The sequence below is a fragment of the Pseudomonas sp. PvP089 genome, from assembly GCF_017875165.1.
GTDB classification, from domain to species: Bacteria; Pseudomonadota; Gammaproteobacteria; order Pseudomonadales; family Pseudomonadaceae; genus Aquipseudomonas; species Aquipseudomonas fortuita.
On sequence record NZ_JAGGME010000001.1, the window covers coordinates 3,532,445 to 3,547,847 of the forward strand.

The 15,403-nt window shown below is 63.3% G+C and carries 14 protein-coding genes; 10 read left to right on the forward strand and 4 right to left on the reverse strand.

What is annotated here, in order from left to right:
- Window positions 1–2: 2 nt before the first annotated feature.
- From J3A71_RS16175 to J3A71_RS16205, 7 genes are all read left to right on the forward strand, one after another.
- A complete protein-coding gene (locus J3A71_RS16175) occupies window positions 3–767 on the forward strand; it encodes an amino acid ABC transporter ATP-binding protein (RefSeq protein ID WP_096426057.1) in 765 nt (254 codons plus the stop codon).
- 60 nt (window positions 768–827) lie between these two features.
- Window positions 828–1,667, forward strand: coding sequence for an ABC transporter substrate-binding protein (locus J3A71_RS16180; protein WP_016486789.1), 840 nt, complete (start codon window positions 828–830; stop codon window positions 1,665–1,667).
- A 97-nt stretch (window positions 1,668–1,764) separates the two neighbouring features.
- On the forward strand, window positions 1,765–3,060 hold the full coding sequence (locus J3A71_RS16185) for an FAD-binding oxidoreductase (protein WP_016486788.1): 1,296 nt from the start codon (window positions 1,765–1,767) through the stop codon (window positions 3,058–3,060).
- Between the two features lie 20 nt (window positions 3,061–3,080).
- Window positions 3,081–3,551 (forward strand): Lrp/AsnC family transcriptional regulator, encoded by a 471-nt coding sequence (locus tag J3A71_RS16190; RefSeq protein WP_016486787.1) that lies wholly within the window; start codon window positions 3,081–3,083, stop codon window positions 3,549–3,551.
- A 118-nt stretch (window positions 3,552–3,669) separates the two neighbouring features.
- Window positions 3,670–4,854 (forward strand): MFS transporter, encoded by a 1,185-nt coding sequence (locus J3A71_RS16195; protein WP_173857514.1) that lies wholly within the window; start codon window positions 3,670–3,672, stop codon window positions 4,852–4,854.
- A gap of 114 nt (window positions 4,855–4,968) precedes the next feature.
- The gene (locus J3A71_RS16200; protein WP_096426055.1) at window positions 4,969–5,826 is read left to right on the forward strand and encodes a LysR family transcriptional regulator; all 858 of its coding nucleotides are present in this window, start codon (window positions 4,969–4,971) and stop codon (window positions 5,824–5,826) included.
- A 97-nt stretch (window positions 5,827–5,923) separates the two neighbouring features.
- Window positions 5,924–6,919 carry an aldo/keto reductase gene (locus tag J3A71_RS16205; RefSeq protein WP_096426054.1) on the forward strand — a complete coding sequence of 332 codons (996 nt, stop codon included), beginning with the start codon at window positions 5,924–5,926 and terminating at the stop codon, window positions 6,917–6,919.
- Here J3A71_RS16205 and J3A71_RS16210 read toward each other — a convergent pair.
- Window positions 6,912–8,177 carry an ATP-binding protein gene (locus J3A71_RS16210; RefSeq protein WP_016486783.1) on the reverse strand — a complete coding sequence of 422 codons (1,266 nt, stop codon included), beginning with the start codon at window positions 8,175–8,177 and terminating at the stop codon, window positions 6,912–6,914. The genes J3A71_RS16205 and J3A71_RS16210 overlap by 8 nt on opposite strands.
- The gene (locus J3A71_RS16215; protein WP_096426053.1) at window positions 8,174–8,866 is read right to left on the reverse strand and encodes a response regulator transcription factor; all 693 of its coding nucleotides are present in this window, start codon (window positions 8,864–8,866) and stop codon (window positions 8,174–8,176) included. Before J3A71_RS16215 ends, J3A71_RS16210 begins: the two co-directional genes overlap by 4 nt.
- A 197-nt stretch (window positions 8,867–9,063) precedes the next feature.
- On the opposite strand from J3A71_RS16215, the gene bamA reads away from it, so the two are divergent.
- The 3 genes from bamA to J3A71_RS16230 all read left to right on the forward strand — a co-directional run bounded on the left by bamA (window position 9,064) and on the right by J3A71_RS16230 (window position 13,049).
- Window positions 9,064–11,427, forward strand: a complete 2,364-nt coding sequence (gene bamA / locus J3A71_RS16220) for an outer membrane protein assembly factor BamA (protein WP_096426052.1) — start codon at window positions 9,064–9,066, stop codon at window positions 11,425–11,427.
- 258 nt (window positions 11,428–11,685) lie between these two features.
- Window positions 11,686–12,069, forward strand: a complete 384-nt coding sequence (locus J3A71_RS16225; RefSeq protein ID WP_016486780.1) for a hypothetical protein — start codon at window positions 11,686–11,688, stop codon at window positions 12,067–12,069.
- 14 nt (window positions 12,070–12,083) lie between these two features.
- On the forward strand, window positions 12,084–13,049 hold the full coding sequence (locus J3A71_RS16230; protein ID WP_016486779.1) for an endonuclease: 966 nt from the start codon (window positions 12,084–12,086) through the stop codon (window positions 13,047–13,049).
- A 39-nt stretch (window positions 13,050–13,088) separates the two neighbouring features.
- On the opposite strand, the gene J3A71_RS16235 is transcribed toward J3A71_RS16230, so the two are convergent.
- Window positions 13,089–14,063, reverse strand: a complete 975-nt coding sequence (locus J3A71_RS16235; protein WP_016486778.1) for a D-glycerate dehydrogenase — start codon at window positions 14,061–14,063, stop codon at window positions 13,089–13,091.
- 1 nt (window position 14,064) lies between these two features.
- A complete protein-coding gene (locus tag J3A71_RS16240) occupies window positions 14,065–15,366 on the reverse strand; it encodes an MFS transporter (protein WP_016486777.1) in 1,302 nt (433 codons plus the stop codon).
- Window positions 15,367–15,403 lie beyond the last annotated feature (37 nt).

Consider the following 15,403-nt stretch of genomic DNA (forward strand, 5'->3'; position numbering starts at 1 on the left):
TGATGAACCAGCCTTTTACCCCCGCTGCCGGCCAGGCCGCCGTGTCAATTCGCGGCTTGCAGAAATGGTACGGCGAGTTTCATGTGCTCAAGGGCATTGACCTGGAGATCGCCAGCGGCGAAATCGTGGTGGTCTGTGGGCCTTCCGGCTCGGGCAAATCCACGTTGATCCGGTGCCTGAACCTGCTGGAAGACTTCCAGAAAGGTCAGGTGCAAATCGCCGGCAACCCACTGAACCGTGATGCGGCAAGCGTCGCCGCCATCCGTCGCCAGGTGGGCATGGTGTTCCAGCAGTTCAACCTGTTCCCGCACCTGACCGTGCTGGAAAACCTGATGCTCGGCCCGCGCCTGGTCAGCAAGCTCAGCGCGCCAGAGGCCCGCGCCCTGGCGCTGGAGTATCTGGACCGGGTGCGTATCGCCAGCCAGGCCGACAAGTTCCCCGGGCAGCTTTCCGGGGGCCAGCAACAACGTGTGGCCATTGCTCGTGCGCTGTGCATGAAGCCGCGCATCATGCTGTTCGACGAACCGACCTCGGCGTTGGACCCGGAAATGGTCAAAGAGGTGCTCGACGTAATGGGCGAGCTGGCCAAGGACGGCATCACCATGCTTTGCGTTACCCACGAAATGGGCTTCGCCCGCCGGGTGGCCGACCGCATCATCTTCATGGACCAAGGCCAGGTAATCGAACAAGGCCGGCCCGACGCGTTCTTCGACAACCCTGGCCATGCGCGCGCCAGGGAGTTTCTCTCGCAAATCCTCAGCCACTGAGCCTGTGTCTACCGCTGTGCCAATACCACAACAACAATTGCATGCCCGGAGACTTTCCGTATGAACCCAGTCGCTCGCTTGTTTGCCCTTACCGCCGTTGCCGGCTGCCTGACCTTGATGACAGGCGCCGCGTGGGCCGGCGCCACGCTCGATCGTATCCACCAGAGCAAGGTCATGAAAGTGGCCACAGCCGCCAACTGGCCACCGCAGTCATTTCTTGGCGAGGACAACACCCTCAAGGGCTTCGACATTGATGTGGCCAACGAGATTGGCAAGCGCCTGGGCGCCAAGGTGGCGTTTGTCACCCCGGAATACGGCATCATCACCGCGGGGCGCTGGGCAAGCCGCTGGGACCTGTCAGTCGGCTCGATGACCCCCACCACCGAGCGGGGGCGGGTGCTCGACTTTCCGGCCATTTACTACTACACCCCGTATGTGTTCGCGGTGCACAAGGACGCCGCCGGCGCCAGCGCGGCCGACCTCAATGGCAAGACCATCGGCGTTGAAGCTGGCACCACGTCCGAGGACTATATCAACCGTCGGCTGAAAATCGACGCCGCGGACGTGCCCGCGTTCAGCTACAGCGTGGAGCCGGGCAACGTGCAAACCTACGGCGACAGCATGGGCCCGCTGGACGACCTGCGCATAGGCAACGGCACCCGCCTGGATGCCACCCTGTCTGCACTGCCAACCATCATGGGCGCGATCAAGGCCGGTTACCCGGTTGCCCCGGTGCAGGGCAAGCCCGCCTACTACGAGCCCCTGGCCATCGCCACCGACAAGGGCGACGACGCCTTCAACGCTGAACTGGCCAAGGCCATCGACGACATGAAGGCCGACGGCACGCTGAAACAGCTGTCGGAAAAATGGTACGGCGCCGACCTTACACAAGTGCAGTAACGCCATTACCCGCAAGCCTGCGCCCTTGACTTGAAGGGCGTACGGCCCCCCCATGCCCGCAAAACCTGCAGCGCCCCGTAAAAGGATGACCCAGCCGATGGCCAGCTACAGCAACAACTACTATACCGGGACCATGCGCCCTGCCCCCCAGCGAGCCGGGTTGACCGGTGAGACCCGGGCAGATGCATGCGTGATTGGCGGCGGCCTGGCAGGCCTGAGCGTGGCCCGCGAGCTGCTGGCGCGTGGGCGCTCGGTGGTGTTGCTGGAGGCGGCACGGGTGGCCTGGGGCGCCTCTGGGCGCAATGGCGGCTTTGTGTTGCAGGGGTGGTCCGAGGGGCTGTCGGCGATCGAGCGGCGTTGCGGCAAGCAGACCGCCGCCGCCTTGTTCCGGCTATCGCTGGAGGGCGTCGATATCGTCCGCGACACCATCGCCCGCCACCAGTTGCCAGGCTGCGCCGCCACCACCGGCAAGCTGAGCGTGGTGCGCTACGACGACGCCGACAACCTGCAGCGCACCCGCGACCGTATGGCCCGCGACTTCGATTTCAACCTGGAATACCTGGATACACAGGCACTGCGCAGCCGTCTGAACACCGACCGCTACTTCCAGGGGTTGCGGGACAGCCATGGTTTTCACTTCCACCCACTGAACTACTGCCTGGGCCTGGCCGAGCTGGTCGAGCTGGCCGGTGGTCGCATCCACGAACAGTCGCCGATGCTGCGGGTAGAGCGCAGAGCCGGCAGTCATCGCGTGATCACCGCCGACGGCGCGGTGACCTGTGCCGATGTGGTGTACTGCTGCGGTGGCTACGGCGGCCCGGAGTTCGGCCAGCTGCGCCGGGCGTTCCTGCCGATTGCCACTTATGTGGTGCTGACCGAACACCTGGGTGAGCGCCTGCGTGACGTAGTACGTACCACGGACGCAGTCGGCGACAACCGCCGCGCCTCCGACTACTACCGCATCGTCGAGGGTGACCGCCTGCTGTGGGGCGGCCATATCACCACGCGCAACCTGCAGGACGAACAGCGCCTGGGTCAGTTGCTGACCCGTGACATCCTCAGCGTGTATCCACAGTTGCAGGGTTTGAAAATCGCCAAGGCCTGGTCCGGGCTGATGGGTTACGCCCGCCACAAAATGCCGCACATCGGCCCCCTCGGTCCAGGGCTGTGGGCTTGTACTTCATTTGGGGGCCATGGTATGAACACCGCACCTGTGGGCGCCCGGGTTGTCAGCGAAGCAATCTGTGGCGAAACCGACCGCTACCGCCTGTTCGACGCCTATGGCCTGGAATGGAATGGCGGGCCGTTCGGACCTGCTGCGGCGCAAACGGTGTATGCCGGGCTGAAGCTGATGGACAGGTTCCAGGAAGCCCGCGCGCAGTACCACAACTAGAACAAACACCAGGAACCACCATGGACGCCCTCCCACCCGGCGCGCTGTTCAAACTGACTGAGAAGGACCGGCAATTGCTCGGGCTGCTGCAGGCCAACGCCCGTGAGCCCACCGCCTCGCTGGCGCGCAAGCTGGGCGTGTCTCGCTCGGCGGTACAGGAGCGCATCAACCGCCTGGAAAACGCCGGGGTGATCACCGGCTACAGTGTGCGCATCGACCAAGACAAGCTGCAGCAGGTGATCAACTGCTTCACCATGACCTCGTGCAGCAACAAGAGCTACACCGATGTGATGACCACCCTGCGCAAAATGGACGCGGTGCAGGCGGTGTATGCGGTGTCGGGCGAGATGGACTTCATTATCCACCTGACCACCCATACGCTGGGCGAGCTCAATGCCGAGCTGACCCGCATCAACATGATCAAGGGGGTTACGCACACGGCTTCGCACATTGTCATGGAAACCAAGTTCAGCAAGAAGCTGACCGTTTAAACGCTCCCCAGCCAGGCCGCCGATGCCCCCACAAGCTGCTCAGGTTCCTCGACGTTGCCGGCAAATATTGACTATGATCCCGCCTTGAACGTTTCAGCATGTTTCAAAAGGGATACAGATGTCAGTTCCGCAAATACCCCCTCTCCCCGGTAAAGGCACCGTCGCGAAGATGGAAGCCGCCATGGCGCTGGGCAGCTTTGCCATCGGCACCGGCGAATTCGCCATCATGGGCCTGATGCCCGACATTGCCAACAACCTGCAATTGAGTGAGCCCCAGGTGGGGCATGCCATCAGTGCCTACGCACTGGGGGTGATGGTTGGCGCCCCGACACTCGCGATTCTGGGTGCGCGGCTGCTGCGCAAGCACATGTTGCTGCTGCTGATGGCACTGTACGCCCTTGGCAACCTGGCTACCGCTTTCGCCCCTTCGTTCAGCAGCCTGGTTGCCTTCCGCTTTATCAGCGGCCTGCCCCACGGCGCCTACTTCGGCATTGCCGCAGTGGTGGCATCCAGCATGGTGGCCAAGGACCACCGAGCGGGTGCCGTTGCACGGGTGATGATGGGCCTGACCTTGGCCATGCTGCTGGGCAACCCGCTAGCCACGTATCTGGGCCAGTACTTTGGCTGGCGTTCAGCGTTCGTGCTGGTTGGCGCCATCGCGCTGTGCACCATCGCCCTGGTATGGCGCTTTGTGCCCCAGCGCCACGACGAAGTGCGCAGCGACCCACGCAAGGAACTGCAAGCCTTCACCCTCCCGCAGGTGTGGATGGCGCTGGCCATCGCGTCGATCGGCTTTGCCGGCATGTTTACGGTATTCAGCTACCTGGCGCCGACCATGCTGCAGGTGACCCAGGTATCGCCACAGTGGATTCCGTTCGGCCTTGCGGCGTTCGGGGTGGGCGGCATCGTCGGCAACATTGCCGGCGGCAAACTGTTCGACCGCCTGCAGTTCCGCGCCGTGGGGCTGGTGCTGGTGTGGTCGATCGCCGTGCTGCTGTTCTTCACCATTGCCGCCCAGGCACTGTGGAGCCTGCTGTTGGGCATCGGCCTGGTGGGTACCATGATCGCACTGGCAGCGCCATTGCAGATCCGCCTGATGGACATTGCCCATGAAGCGCCTAGCCTGGCAGCTGCGTCGAACCATGCAGCGTTCAACCTGGCCAATGCGCTGGGGCCATGGCTGGGTGGCATGGCGATTACTGCGGGCCTGGGCTGGACCAGCACTGGCTATATCGGCGCGGCAACTGCGCTGGTTGGGCTGGGCATCTATCTGGTGGCACGACGCATGAAAGGCGGCCACTGAGGCCAGCCACGTGGGGCTGCAAAGCAGCCCCAAAATCTCCAACCCGCCGCAATCTACAGTGCCCCCCGAAACCGCTACCCTACCCCCTTCACACAAGCCACTGCCGAGCCCTTCATGTTCGATTGGGAAGACCTGCGTCATTTCTCTGCCTTCACCTCGGCCGGTTCGCTGTCCGCCGCCGCCAAGGCCTTGGGCGTCGACCACGCCACCGTGGCCCGGCGCATCGCTTCGCTCGAAGCCTCGCTCAAGCTCAAGCTGGTTGACCGGCGCCCCCGCGCCTATGTGCTCACCGACGAAGGCCGACGCGTTGCCGAACTTGCCGAGCAAATGACCCTGTCCTCCTTCGCCCTAGAACATTTCGCCAGCGCCGGCCAACAGGCGGTGGAAGGCGAGGTGGTGCTGTCGGCACCACCGGCACTGCTCGGCAGCATCGTCGCCCGACGCCTGGGCGAGCTGTACCAGCGCTACCCACGGTTGCGCCTGAAGCTGGTGGGCAGCAAATCAAAGGCATCCCTGGCCCGCCGCGAAGCTGACATCAGCATCACCCTGGCCAGGCCGACAGAACCGACCCTGGTGGCCAGCCTTCTGGGCCACCTGGACTACCGGTTGTACGCCTCGCCCGGCTACTTGGCCAGTGCAGCGGCACGACGCTACATCGGTTACGACGAATCCCAGGCCAACTCACCGCAACAGCAATGGCTGAACCGCCAGGCCGGCCAGCAGCCGTTCGCACTGCACAGCAATGACCTGCGCATCCAGGCGCAGGCCTGTGCCGGCGGCATCGGCATCGGCATCGCCTGCCTGCCGGCGTTCATGGCGCAGGAGCACGGCCTGAAGGACGCCGGCAGCGCCGAGCAGACCATGAGCATCGAAATCTGGCAGGCAGTCCATGAAGACGTGCGCGCCACCCCACGGATCAAGGCCGTTACCGACTTCCTTCAGCAACAGGTGCGGCCACTGCTACGCTTGTGAATTTTTGCGTAATGCACGTGCACTAATGCGGAATTTTCGCGCAGGCGGGCCAGCGTTAGTCTCCCCCCATCACTAACGCCCCCCGAAGGAGAAAACGATGCAATACGTAAAGCTGGGTAACACCGGGCTGGACATTTCCAGGCTGTGTCTGGGCTGCATGACCTTCGGCGAACCCGACGCCGGCACGCATCCCTGGACCTTGGGCGAAGCCGCCAGCCGCACCATCATTCGCCATGCCGTAGAGCAAGGCATCAACTTCTTCGACACTGCCAACAGCTATTCTGCCGGCACCTCGGAAATCATCGTCGGGAAACTGTTGAAGGCATTCACCCGCCGGGAAGAAACCGTGATTGCCACCAAGGTGTTCTTCCCTGCCAACATGTGGGAAGGCGCCAGCCGGCCCAATGAGCAAGGCTTGTCGCGCAAGGCGATCATGGCCAGCATCGACGCCAGCCTCACCCGCCTGGGTACCGACTACGTCGACCTGTACCAGATCCACCGCTGGGACTACCACACCCCCATCGAGGAGACCATGGAAGCCCTGCATGACGTGGTCAAGGCCGGCAAGGCACGCTACATCGGTGCTTCATCGATGTACGCCTGGCAGTTCGCCAAGGCACAGCAGGTGGCGGCCAGCAACGGCTGGAGCCGTTTTGTGTCGATGCAGAACTACCTCAACCTGATCTACCGCGAGGAAGAGCGCGAGATGATCCCGCTGTGCCTGGACCAAGGGGTGGGGCTGATGCCCTGGAGCCCGATGGCCCGCGGGCGCCTGACCCGGCCGCACGGGCAGCAGACAGCACGCACCCGCACCGATGTATCCGGCCAGTCGTTCTATGAAAAGACCGAGGTGGAAGACGGCCGAGTGATCGATGTCGTCGAACAGATCGCTGGCGAACGGGGTGTGCCGATGGCCCAGGTTGCGCTGGCCTGGGTACTGGGCAAGACCGGCGTTAGCGCCCCTATCGTCGGGGCCTCGAAGCCCGCCCATCTGGACGATGCACTGGGCGCGTTGTCACTGCAGCTGAGCGAGACCGAGGTGGCGCGCTTGCAGGCCCCTTACGTTCCCCACGCCGTGACCGGCTTCAAGTAGGGCGGTTTTGCGGCAGCTCGATGCGCACGCGCAGGCCGCCGCTGGTTGCGGCCAGCGCGGTAATGCTGCCGCCATGCAGGACAATGGCCCGCTGGGCAATCGCCAGGCCCAGGCCAAAGCCATCGTCGCTACTGTCGGTGCCGCGGTCGAACGGCTCGAAGATACGCTTCAGACGGGCCGGGTCTACCCCCGGACCGTGGTCGCTGACACTGACCTGAAGCCATTGCCCGCCCGGCGCCAACACAGCGCTCACCAACACTTCTGTGCCGGCGGCGGTATAGCGAACAGCGTTGCGGATGATGTTCTCGAACGCCCGGTACAGCAGCTCTTCATGCCCCAGGATGAGAAACGCCCCTTGGGCTTGCAACGTTACCTGGCACCGCTTCATGCCCGCTTCAAAACGGGCGTCTTCAACGATCTGCGCCAGCAACTCTGTCACATCTACACTGGCAAAGGCGCCGTCGCCCTGCCGAGCCTGGGCGCGGGCCAGGGTCAGCAGTTGCTCGATCAGGTCGTCCATGCGCCGTGATTCGCGCTCCACCCGCTGCAGCATGTCGTGTCGGTCAGGCTGCTGACGCATCAGGCCGATGGCGGCATGCATGCGGGTCAGCGGAGAACGCAGTTCGTGGGAAATATCGTGCAGCAGGTTCTGCTGCGCCTGTACCAGGGCCTTGAGCTGGCCGGCCATGCGGTCGCAGTCCCCGGCCAGTTCGACGATCTCGTCGCGCCGTTTGCCCAACCTGGGTTTTACACGCACATCGAACCTGCCTTGGGCCACCTGCCCCATGGCTTCACGCAACCAGGCCAATGGGCGAGTCAGGTAAAGGCTGCACAGAAAGGCAAACAACGCACTCATCAGCGTGCCGGTCACCAACGGGCCCATGCCACGCGGGCGCGGCGGCTCGCCAAGCGCCGTAGCCACCGACGCACGCAACACCAACGGGCGGCCTTCTCGGTCGCTCAACGCCTGCTCGAAACGCGACACCGGCACCGCCCTGCCCGCCAGCAGCTGGCCTTGGCTGTCATATAGGCCCACTTGCACATCCGGCGGCTGCGGTAACACCTCCAGCAGTTGTCGACCGGCCTGCTCGCCGTAACGCTGCAGTAACTGCAGTTCTGTGGCCAGCAGCGAACGCAGCGCCGGGGTATCACCGCGCCAGTCATTGAGCATGAAGGCCCCCGCCCCCACCAGGAAGGTCAGGCAGTTGGCCAGCCAGAACGCCAGGAACAGCTTCCAGAACAGACGCCGACGCATCATTCGACAATCAGCATGTAGCCCATGCCACGCACGCTCTGGATCCAGCTGCTGCCATCGGCCCGCGGGCCGAGCTTTTGCCGAATGCTGCTGACGTGCACGTCGATGCGCCGGTCATATCGGGTCAACGGCCGCCCCAGGGCATTGAGGGACAGGTCCTGCTTGCTGACCAACTGACCAGCCTGGCGAGCCAACGCTTCGAGCAGGCTGAATTCCGAGCCCGTCAGCTCCAGCGTGGCTTGGCCCCAATGCGCTTCACGACGTCCTGGCCACAGCTTCAATGCGCCCGTGCGCACCTGTTCGGGCGCACTGCCCTCGCCTGTCGGTTGCGGCTGCACCCGGCGCAGTATCGCCCGCAGGCGTGCAACCAGTTCACCCGGGGAGCTGGGCTTGGGAACATAGTCATCAGCCCCAAGCTCAAGGCCGGTAATACGGTCGATATTGTCGCCACGCGCGGTCAGCAGCAGCACCGGCACCTGACTGCGCGCACGCACGCGCCGCAGCACTTCGATGCCAGAAATACCCGGCAGCATCACGTCCAGCACCACCACCTGGAAGTGACCGGACAATGCCTGGGTCTCGCCCTCTTCACCCGTGGCCACCGCCGTGGCCTGGAAGCCTTCGCGTGCCAGGTACAAAGAGAGCATTTCAGTCAGTTCGCGGTCGTCGTCGACCAGCAGCACAGGGATCATCGGGGCCAGACATCGCAATTTCAGGGGCTGTAATGATCGCCCCGCCGGCCAGTACTGTCACCGCCGGCTGGTCGGACTTTACACATCTTTACCCTTGGCTAACCGCGCCGTACACAGCCCGCCCGTATCCTCGTCGCCCGCTGCCAGCGGGTTGCCCGCGCTTGCTCCCCTTCGAATCCGCTTGTCTGGAACCCCTGATGAACTACCCGCGCCTGTTGCTCTCCATCCTGTTGCTGAAAGCCTCGCTGGCCCATGCCTCCGCTTTCAGGATCGCCGACATCCGCGTCAACGGCCTGCAGCGGGTGTCCGCTGGCAGTGTTTTCGGTGCCTTGCCGCTGAACGTCGGCGACCAGGCCGATGATCGCCGCCTGGTGGACTCGACCCGTTCCCTGTTCAAGACCGGCTTCTTTCAGGACATCCAGCTGAACCGCGATGGCAATGTGCTGATCATCAACGTGGTGGAGCGCCCGTCGGTGTCGAGCATCGAGATCGAAGGCAACAAGGCCATCAGCACCGACGACCTGATGAAGGGCCTGAAGCAATCGGGCCTGGCCGAAGGCGAGATCTTCCAGCGCGCCACCCTCGAAGGTGTGCGTAACGAGCTGCAGCGCCAGTACGTGGCCCAAGGCCGCTACTCGGCCGAGGTTGACGCCGAAGTGGTGCCGCAGCCGCGCAACCGTGTGGCACTGAAGATCAAGATCAACGAAGGCACCGTTGCTGCCATCCAGCACATCAACATCGTTGGCAACAACGTGTTCGATGATGAAACCCTGGGCCAGCTGTTCGAGCTGAAGACCACCAACTGGCTGTCGTTCTTCAAGAACGACGACAAGTATGCCCGCGAAAAACTGTCCGGTGACCTGGAGCGCCTGCGTTCCTACTACCTGGACCGCGGCTACATCAACATGGACATCGCCTCCACCCAGGTGTCCATCACGCCGGACAAGAAACACGTCTACATCACCGTCAACATCAACGAAGGCGAGAAATACACCGTTCGCGACGTGAAGCTGTCCGGTGACCTGAAAGTGCCAGAAGACCAGGTCAAGTCGCTGTTGCTGGTGCAGCCGGGCCAGGTGTTCTCGCGCAAGGTGATGACCACCACGTCCGAGCTGATCACCCGCCGCCTGGGTAACGAAGGCTACACCTTCGCCAACGTCAACGGCGTGCCGCAGCCCAACGACCAGGACCACACGGTCGACATCATGTTCGTGGTCGACCCGGGCAAGCGTGCCTACGTCAACCGCATCAACTACCGCGGCAACACCAAGACCGAAGACGAAGTGCTGCGCCGCGAAATGCGCCAGATGGAAGGTGGCTGGGCTTCGACCTACCTGATCGACCAGTCCAAGACCCGTCTGGAGCGCCTGGGCTTCTTCAAGGAAGTCAACGTCGAGACCCCGCCAGTACCAGGTACTGACGACCAGGTCGACGTCAACTACAGCGTCGAAGAGCAAGCCTCCGGCTCGATCACCGCCAGCGTCGGTTTCGCCCAGAGCGCCGGCCTGATCCTCGGGGGTTCGATCAGCCAGAGCAACTTCCTCGGTACCGGTAACAAGGTGTCCATCGGTCTGACCCGCTCGGAATACCAGACCCGCTACAACTTCGGCTTCGTGGACCCCTACTTCACTGCCGACGGTGTCAGCCTGGGCTACAACCTGTTCTACAACAGCACCGACTACAGCGACTACTACGACGATGGCGTTTCGTACTACGCGATCAATAGCTACGGCGCCGGGGTAAGCTTTGGCTACCCGATCAACGAAACCTCGCGCCTGACCTACGGCCTGACCCTGCAGCACGACGACATTTCGCCAGGCACCTACAGCGCCGACGAGATCTACGACTTCATCGCCCGTGAGGGCAAGCGTTTCAACAACCTCAAGGCGTCGATCGGCTGGTCCGAGTCGACCCTGAACAAAGGCGTGCTGGCCACCCGTGGTCACTCCCAGAGCCTGACACTGATGGCCACCACCCCTGGCAGCGACCTGTCATTCTACAAACTGGATTACAACGGCCAGACCTTCCTGCCGGTAACCAACAACACCTCGCTGCGCCTGCACACCACCCTGGGCTACGGCAATGGCTACGGATCCACCGACGGCTTGCCGTTCTATGAGAGCTACACCGCCGGTGGCCAAGGCTCGGTGCGCGGGTTCAAGGATGGCACCCTCGGCCCGCGCAACACCCCGGCCACCGGTACCTACGCCAGCGCCGGCCAGGCTTACTATTCCGACCGCGACACCGATGTGCTGGGGGGCAATATCCTGATTAGCGGCGGCGCCGAATACATCTTCCCGCTGCCGTTCGTGAAGGACCAGAGCCAGCTGCGCAGCTCGTTGTTCGTCGACGCCGGTAACGTGTATGCCGACACCTGTTACCTGTCGACCACCCAGGGCTGCGGCAGCGTCGACCTGGCGCAGATGGCCGTGTCGCTAGGGGTTGGCGTGACCTGGTACAGCCCCATGGGGCCACTGAGCTTCAGCCTGGCGGCGCCGTTGAAAAAACCGGATAACGCCGAGACCCAGATCTTCCAGTTTTCGCTGGGGCAGACGTTCTGAGCCCTTTCTTACGGTGGGAGGGCTCTTGTGGGAGCGGCCTTGTGTCGCGAAAGGGGTGCGGAGCGCCCCCAGGTTTTCAGCTGCACCGCCAACATTGCCGGGGCCGCTTCGCGGCCCTTTCGCGACACAAGGCCGCTCCCACAAACAGCCGCGCACGCCAGGGTTAAGCATTACCCGCTTTTACCCCCGCTTAACCCAAGTTGACAGTCACCTTGCCTAAGCTGGCCAACACTCGAACCCGGCCAGCAGGACACACCCATGCTTCCCTTCACCCCTTGCTTCCCCAACACGCTGCGGCACGATGAAGTACCGCTTGCACTGCTCGACCTGGTCCAGCAACGCCTGGCCACGCTGCTCGGCCCCCGCTTCACGGTGGTACTTGGCGGCAGCGGCAATGGCGCGGGGGTCAGTCATTACCACCTGGCGATCCAGCATAACCAGAGCGGCGTTTCGCTTGAGGACTACGGCGACGTCGGTGCCGGTTTCATCGAGCGCCTGTTGCGCATGGGCGCCCAGGTCAGGGACATGCTCGACTCGGCCACGTTCAGCCGTATGGCAGGGGACGCCCCGGGCCGACCGCTGGTATGGCTCAGCGAGCTGGCCAGCCACGGGGAAAGCATTACAATGCGCGCCCCAATCTGAAATATGTTTTTCTCATGAAATCACTGCTTTACGCCTTAACCTTAGTGTTTTCCTTCACCTTGCCTGCCTTGGCCAACCCCCCGGCGACGTTTACCGAGGCCAAGGTGGTAGCCAAGCAGAAGGTGTACCTGGACCAGGCCAGCAGTGCCATGGGTGACCTGTACTGCGGTTGCAAATGGACCTGGGTGGGCAAGTCGGGTGGGCGCATCGATGCCGCTTCGTGCGGTTACCAGACGCGCAAGCAGCAAAACCGTGCCGAACGCACCGAGTGGGAACACATCGTGCCCGCCTATACGTTCGGCAACCAGCGCCAGTGCTGGAAGAACGGCGGCCGCGAGCATTGCGTGGACAACGACCCAGTGTTCCGCGCCATGGAGGCCGACCTGTTCAACCTCTACCCGGCCGTGGGCGAGGTCAACGGCGACCGCAGCAACTTCAACTACGGCATGGTCGCTGGCAATGCCGGCGAGTATGGCCAGTGCACCACCAAGGTCGATTTCGTCCAGCGTGCCGCCGAACCGCGCGATGAAGTCAAAGGCCTGGTGGCTCGCACCACGTTCTACATGTTCGACCGTTACCAGCTGAGTATGTCGCGCCAGCAGCAACAACTGCTGATGGCCTGGGACAAACAGCACCCGGTATCGGCCTGGGAGAAAGAGCGCGACCGGCGCATCGCCGCCATCATGGGGCATGCCAACCCGTTCGTGAGCGGCGAGCGCAAGTGGACGGCCGACTACAAGCCGGTTGGCAGTGGCGTGGTACAGGCGGTGCCGGCGAAAGCCGCCAAGCCAGAGCCCAAGCCGAGCCTGGCCAGTGTCCAGTCAGTCGGGGCCGTGCTTGGCAACCGCAACAGCCACGTATATCACCTGTCTGTAGGCTGCCCGGGCTACAACCAGGTCGCAGCCAAGAACCAGGTGACCTTCGCTAACGAGGGTGAGGCGCAGGCAGCGGGCTATCGCAAGGCAGGTAACTGCCGATAGACCTGTATTGTACGGGGGCCGCATAGCGGCCCCTTGTTCTCACGTTCTGCACACCTCATTCACCAAATTTGCCGGCCGCTCACCGGCCAGCGCGCTCAGCAGGTTGTCTACCGCGCAACGCGCCATGGCCTGGCGGGTTTCCTCGGTCGCGGAGCCGATATGCGGTGTCGCTACCACGTTATCGAGCTGCAACAGCGGAGAGTCTACTGATAGCGGCTCCTGCACAAACACATCCAGCCCCGCGCCACGTATGCGCCTGGCCCGCAACGCTTCGACCAGCGCCTGCTCATCCACCACGCGCCCCCGTGAGATGTTCACCAGGATCGCCTCAGCCTTCATCAACGCCAGCTCTCGTGCACCGATCAGGCCTTCGGTACTGACGCTCAGCGGCACGGTCAGGCAAACGAAATCTGCCTGCTGCAACAACTCATCCAGGCTGCACTGGCGTGCCGCATGGCGCGCCTCCACCTCCGGTTTGGCACGTTGGCTGTGATACAGCACACGCATGCCGAAGCCGGCTGCCGCGCGCCGGGCCAAAGCCTCGCCGATGCGGCCCATGCCGACGATGCCCAGCGTCTTGCCGTGCACATCACTGCCAAAATGCCCCGGCCCCAGGTTGGCCTGCCAATGGCCGTCACGCACCCAGTTCGCCAGCTCCACCACCCGCCTGGCGGTAGCAAGCATCAAGGCAAAGCCGGTGTCGGCAGTGGTTTCGGTCAGCACGTCAGGTGTGTTGGTCAGCATCACGCCACGCCGGCTGAGTTCGGCAACATCGTAGTTGTCCACGCCCACCGAAACGCTGGACACCACTTCCAGCTGCGGCGCCAAGTCAAGCAGGCTGGCATCCAGGCGCAGGCTGGCCCCCAACAACCCATGCGCCCCCGGCAACGCGTCGCGCAGCCGGGCCAGGCCATCTGGCTGTGTGGTGTCCACCCAGGTCACCTCAACGTGGTTTTGCAGGCGTGCCATCAAGTCGTCGGACAGGCGTTTGTAAAGGACGATTCGCTTCTTCATTTCAGGTTTCCTGAGGGTTCATGGCCAGCCTCGCGCTGTCGCGCTTGGCCCGGCCGGACGTCTGGGGGGTATTGAGTGCAGCTGTCAGCGCCACAGCTGCCAGCAGCGCGCCGCACATGAACAGGTAAGAGGCGCCGGGCCCGCCGGTAGCGCCATTGAGGTAGCCCACCAACCACGAACCGCCGAACGAGCCCAACGCGCCCATGCTGTTGATCAGCGCCATGGCCCCGCCTGCGACGTTTGCCGGCAGAATCTCCGGCACGATTGCGAAGAACGGGCCATAGGGCGCGTACATGCAGGCGCCTGCGACCACCAGCAACGCGTACGACAGCCAGAAATGTTCGCTGCCCAACGCGTACGAGCCATAGAACGCCACAGCGGCAACCAGCAGCGGCGGCCAGACGAAGCGCTTGCGCTTTTGCAGGCGGTCGGACGCCCAGGACACGCCCACCATCGCCAGTACCGCCGCCAGGTAAGGCACCGAGGCCAGCCAGCCGGCCTGCACGATATCGACGTTGGCCGCCTGCTTCAGAATCGACGGCAGCCACAGCACGAAGCCGTACACGCCAATGCTCCAGCAGAAGTACTGCAGCGCCAGAATGATCACCTGTCGCGAGCGGAACGCCTCGCGATAGTTCTTTACCGGCTTGATGCCCTGTTGCTCAGCGGCCAGGGCCTGCGCCAGGTCGGCCTTTTCCTGAGCGCTCAGCCACTTCACCTGGGCTGGGCGGTCATCCACCAGGCGCCACCAGAAGAATGCCCAGATCACCGCAGGCAGGCCTTCGATGATGAACATCCAGCGCCAGTCGTAATGCTTGATCAGGTATCCCGACACCACCGACATCCACAGGATGGTCACCGGGTTGCCGAGCATCAGGAAGGTGTTGGCGCGCGAGCGCTCGGCGCGGGTGAACCAATGGCACAGGTACACCAGCATTGCCGGCATGACGGCGGCCTCCACCACCCCGAGCAGAAAACGGATACCGATCAGCATGTAGACGTTGCTGACCATGCCGGTGAGCGTGGCAAGGCCGCCCCACAGGATCAGGCAGACGAAGATCAGCTTCTTCACGCTGCGCTTTTCGGCGTAAATGGCGCCGGGTACCTGGAAGAAGAAGTAACCGAGAAAGAACAGCGCGCCCAGCAGGGAAGACAACACGGGTGTGATGTGCAGGTCTTCGGCCATGCCAGAGGCAGCGGCGAAGCCATAATTGGCGCGGTCCAGGTACGCCAGGCTGTAGGTGACGAACACGATCGGGATGATATACCACCAGCGGCGAGGTGCCAGGCTTTGGCTTTGCATGGTTTTGTTTCTCCTGAGCTTGTTGTTTTTGTCGCAA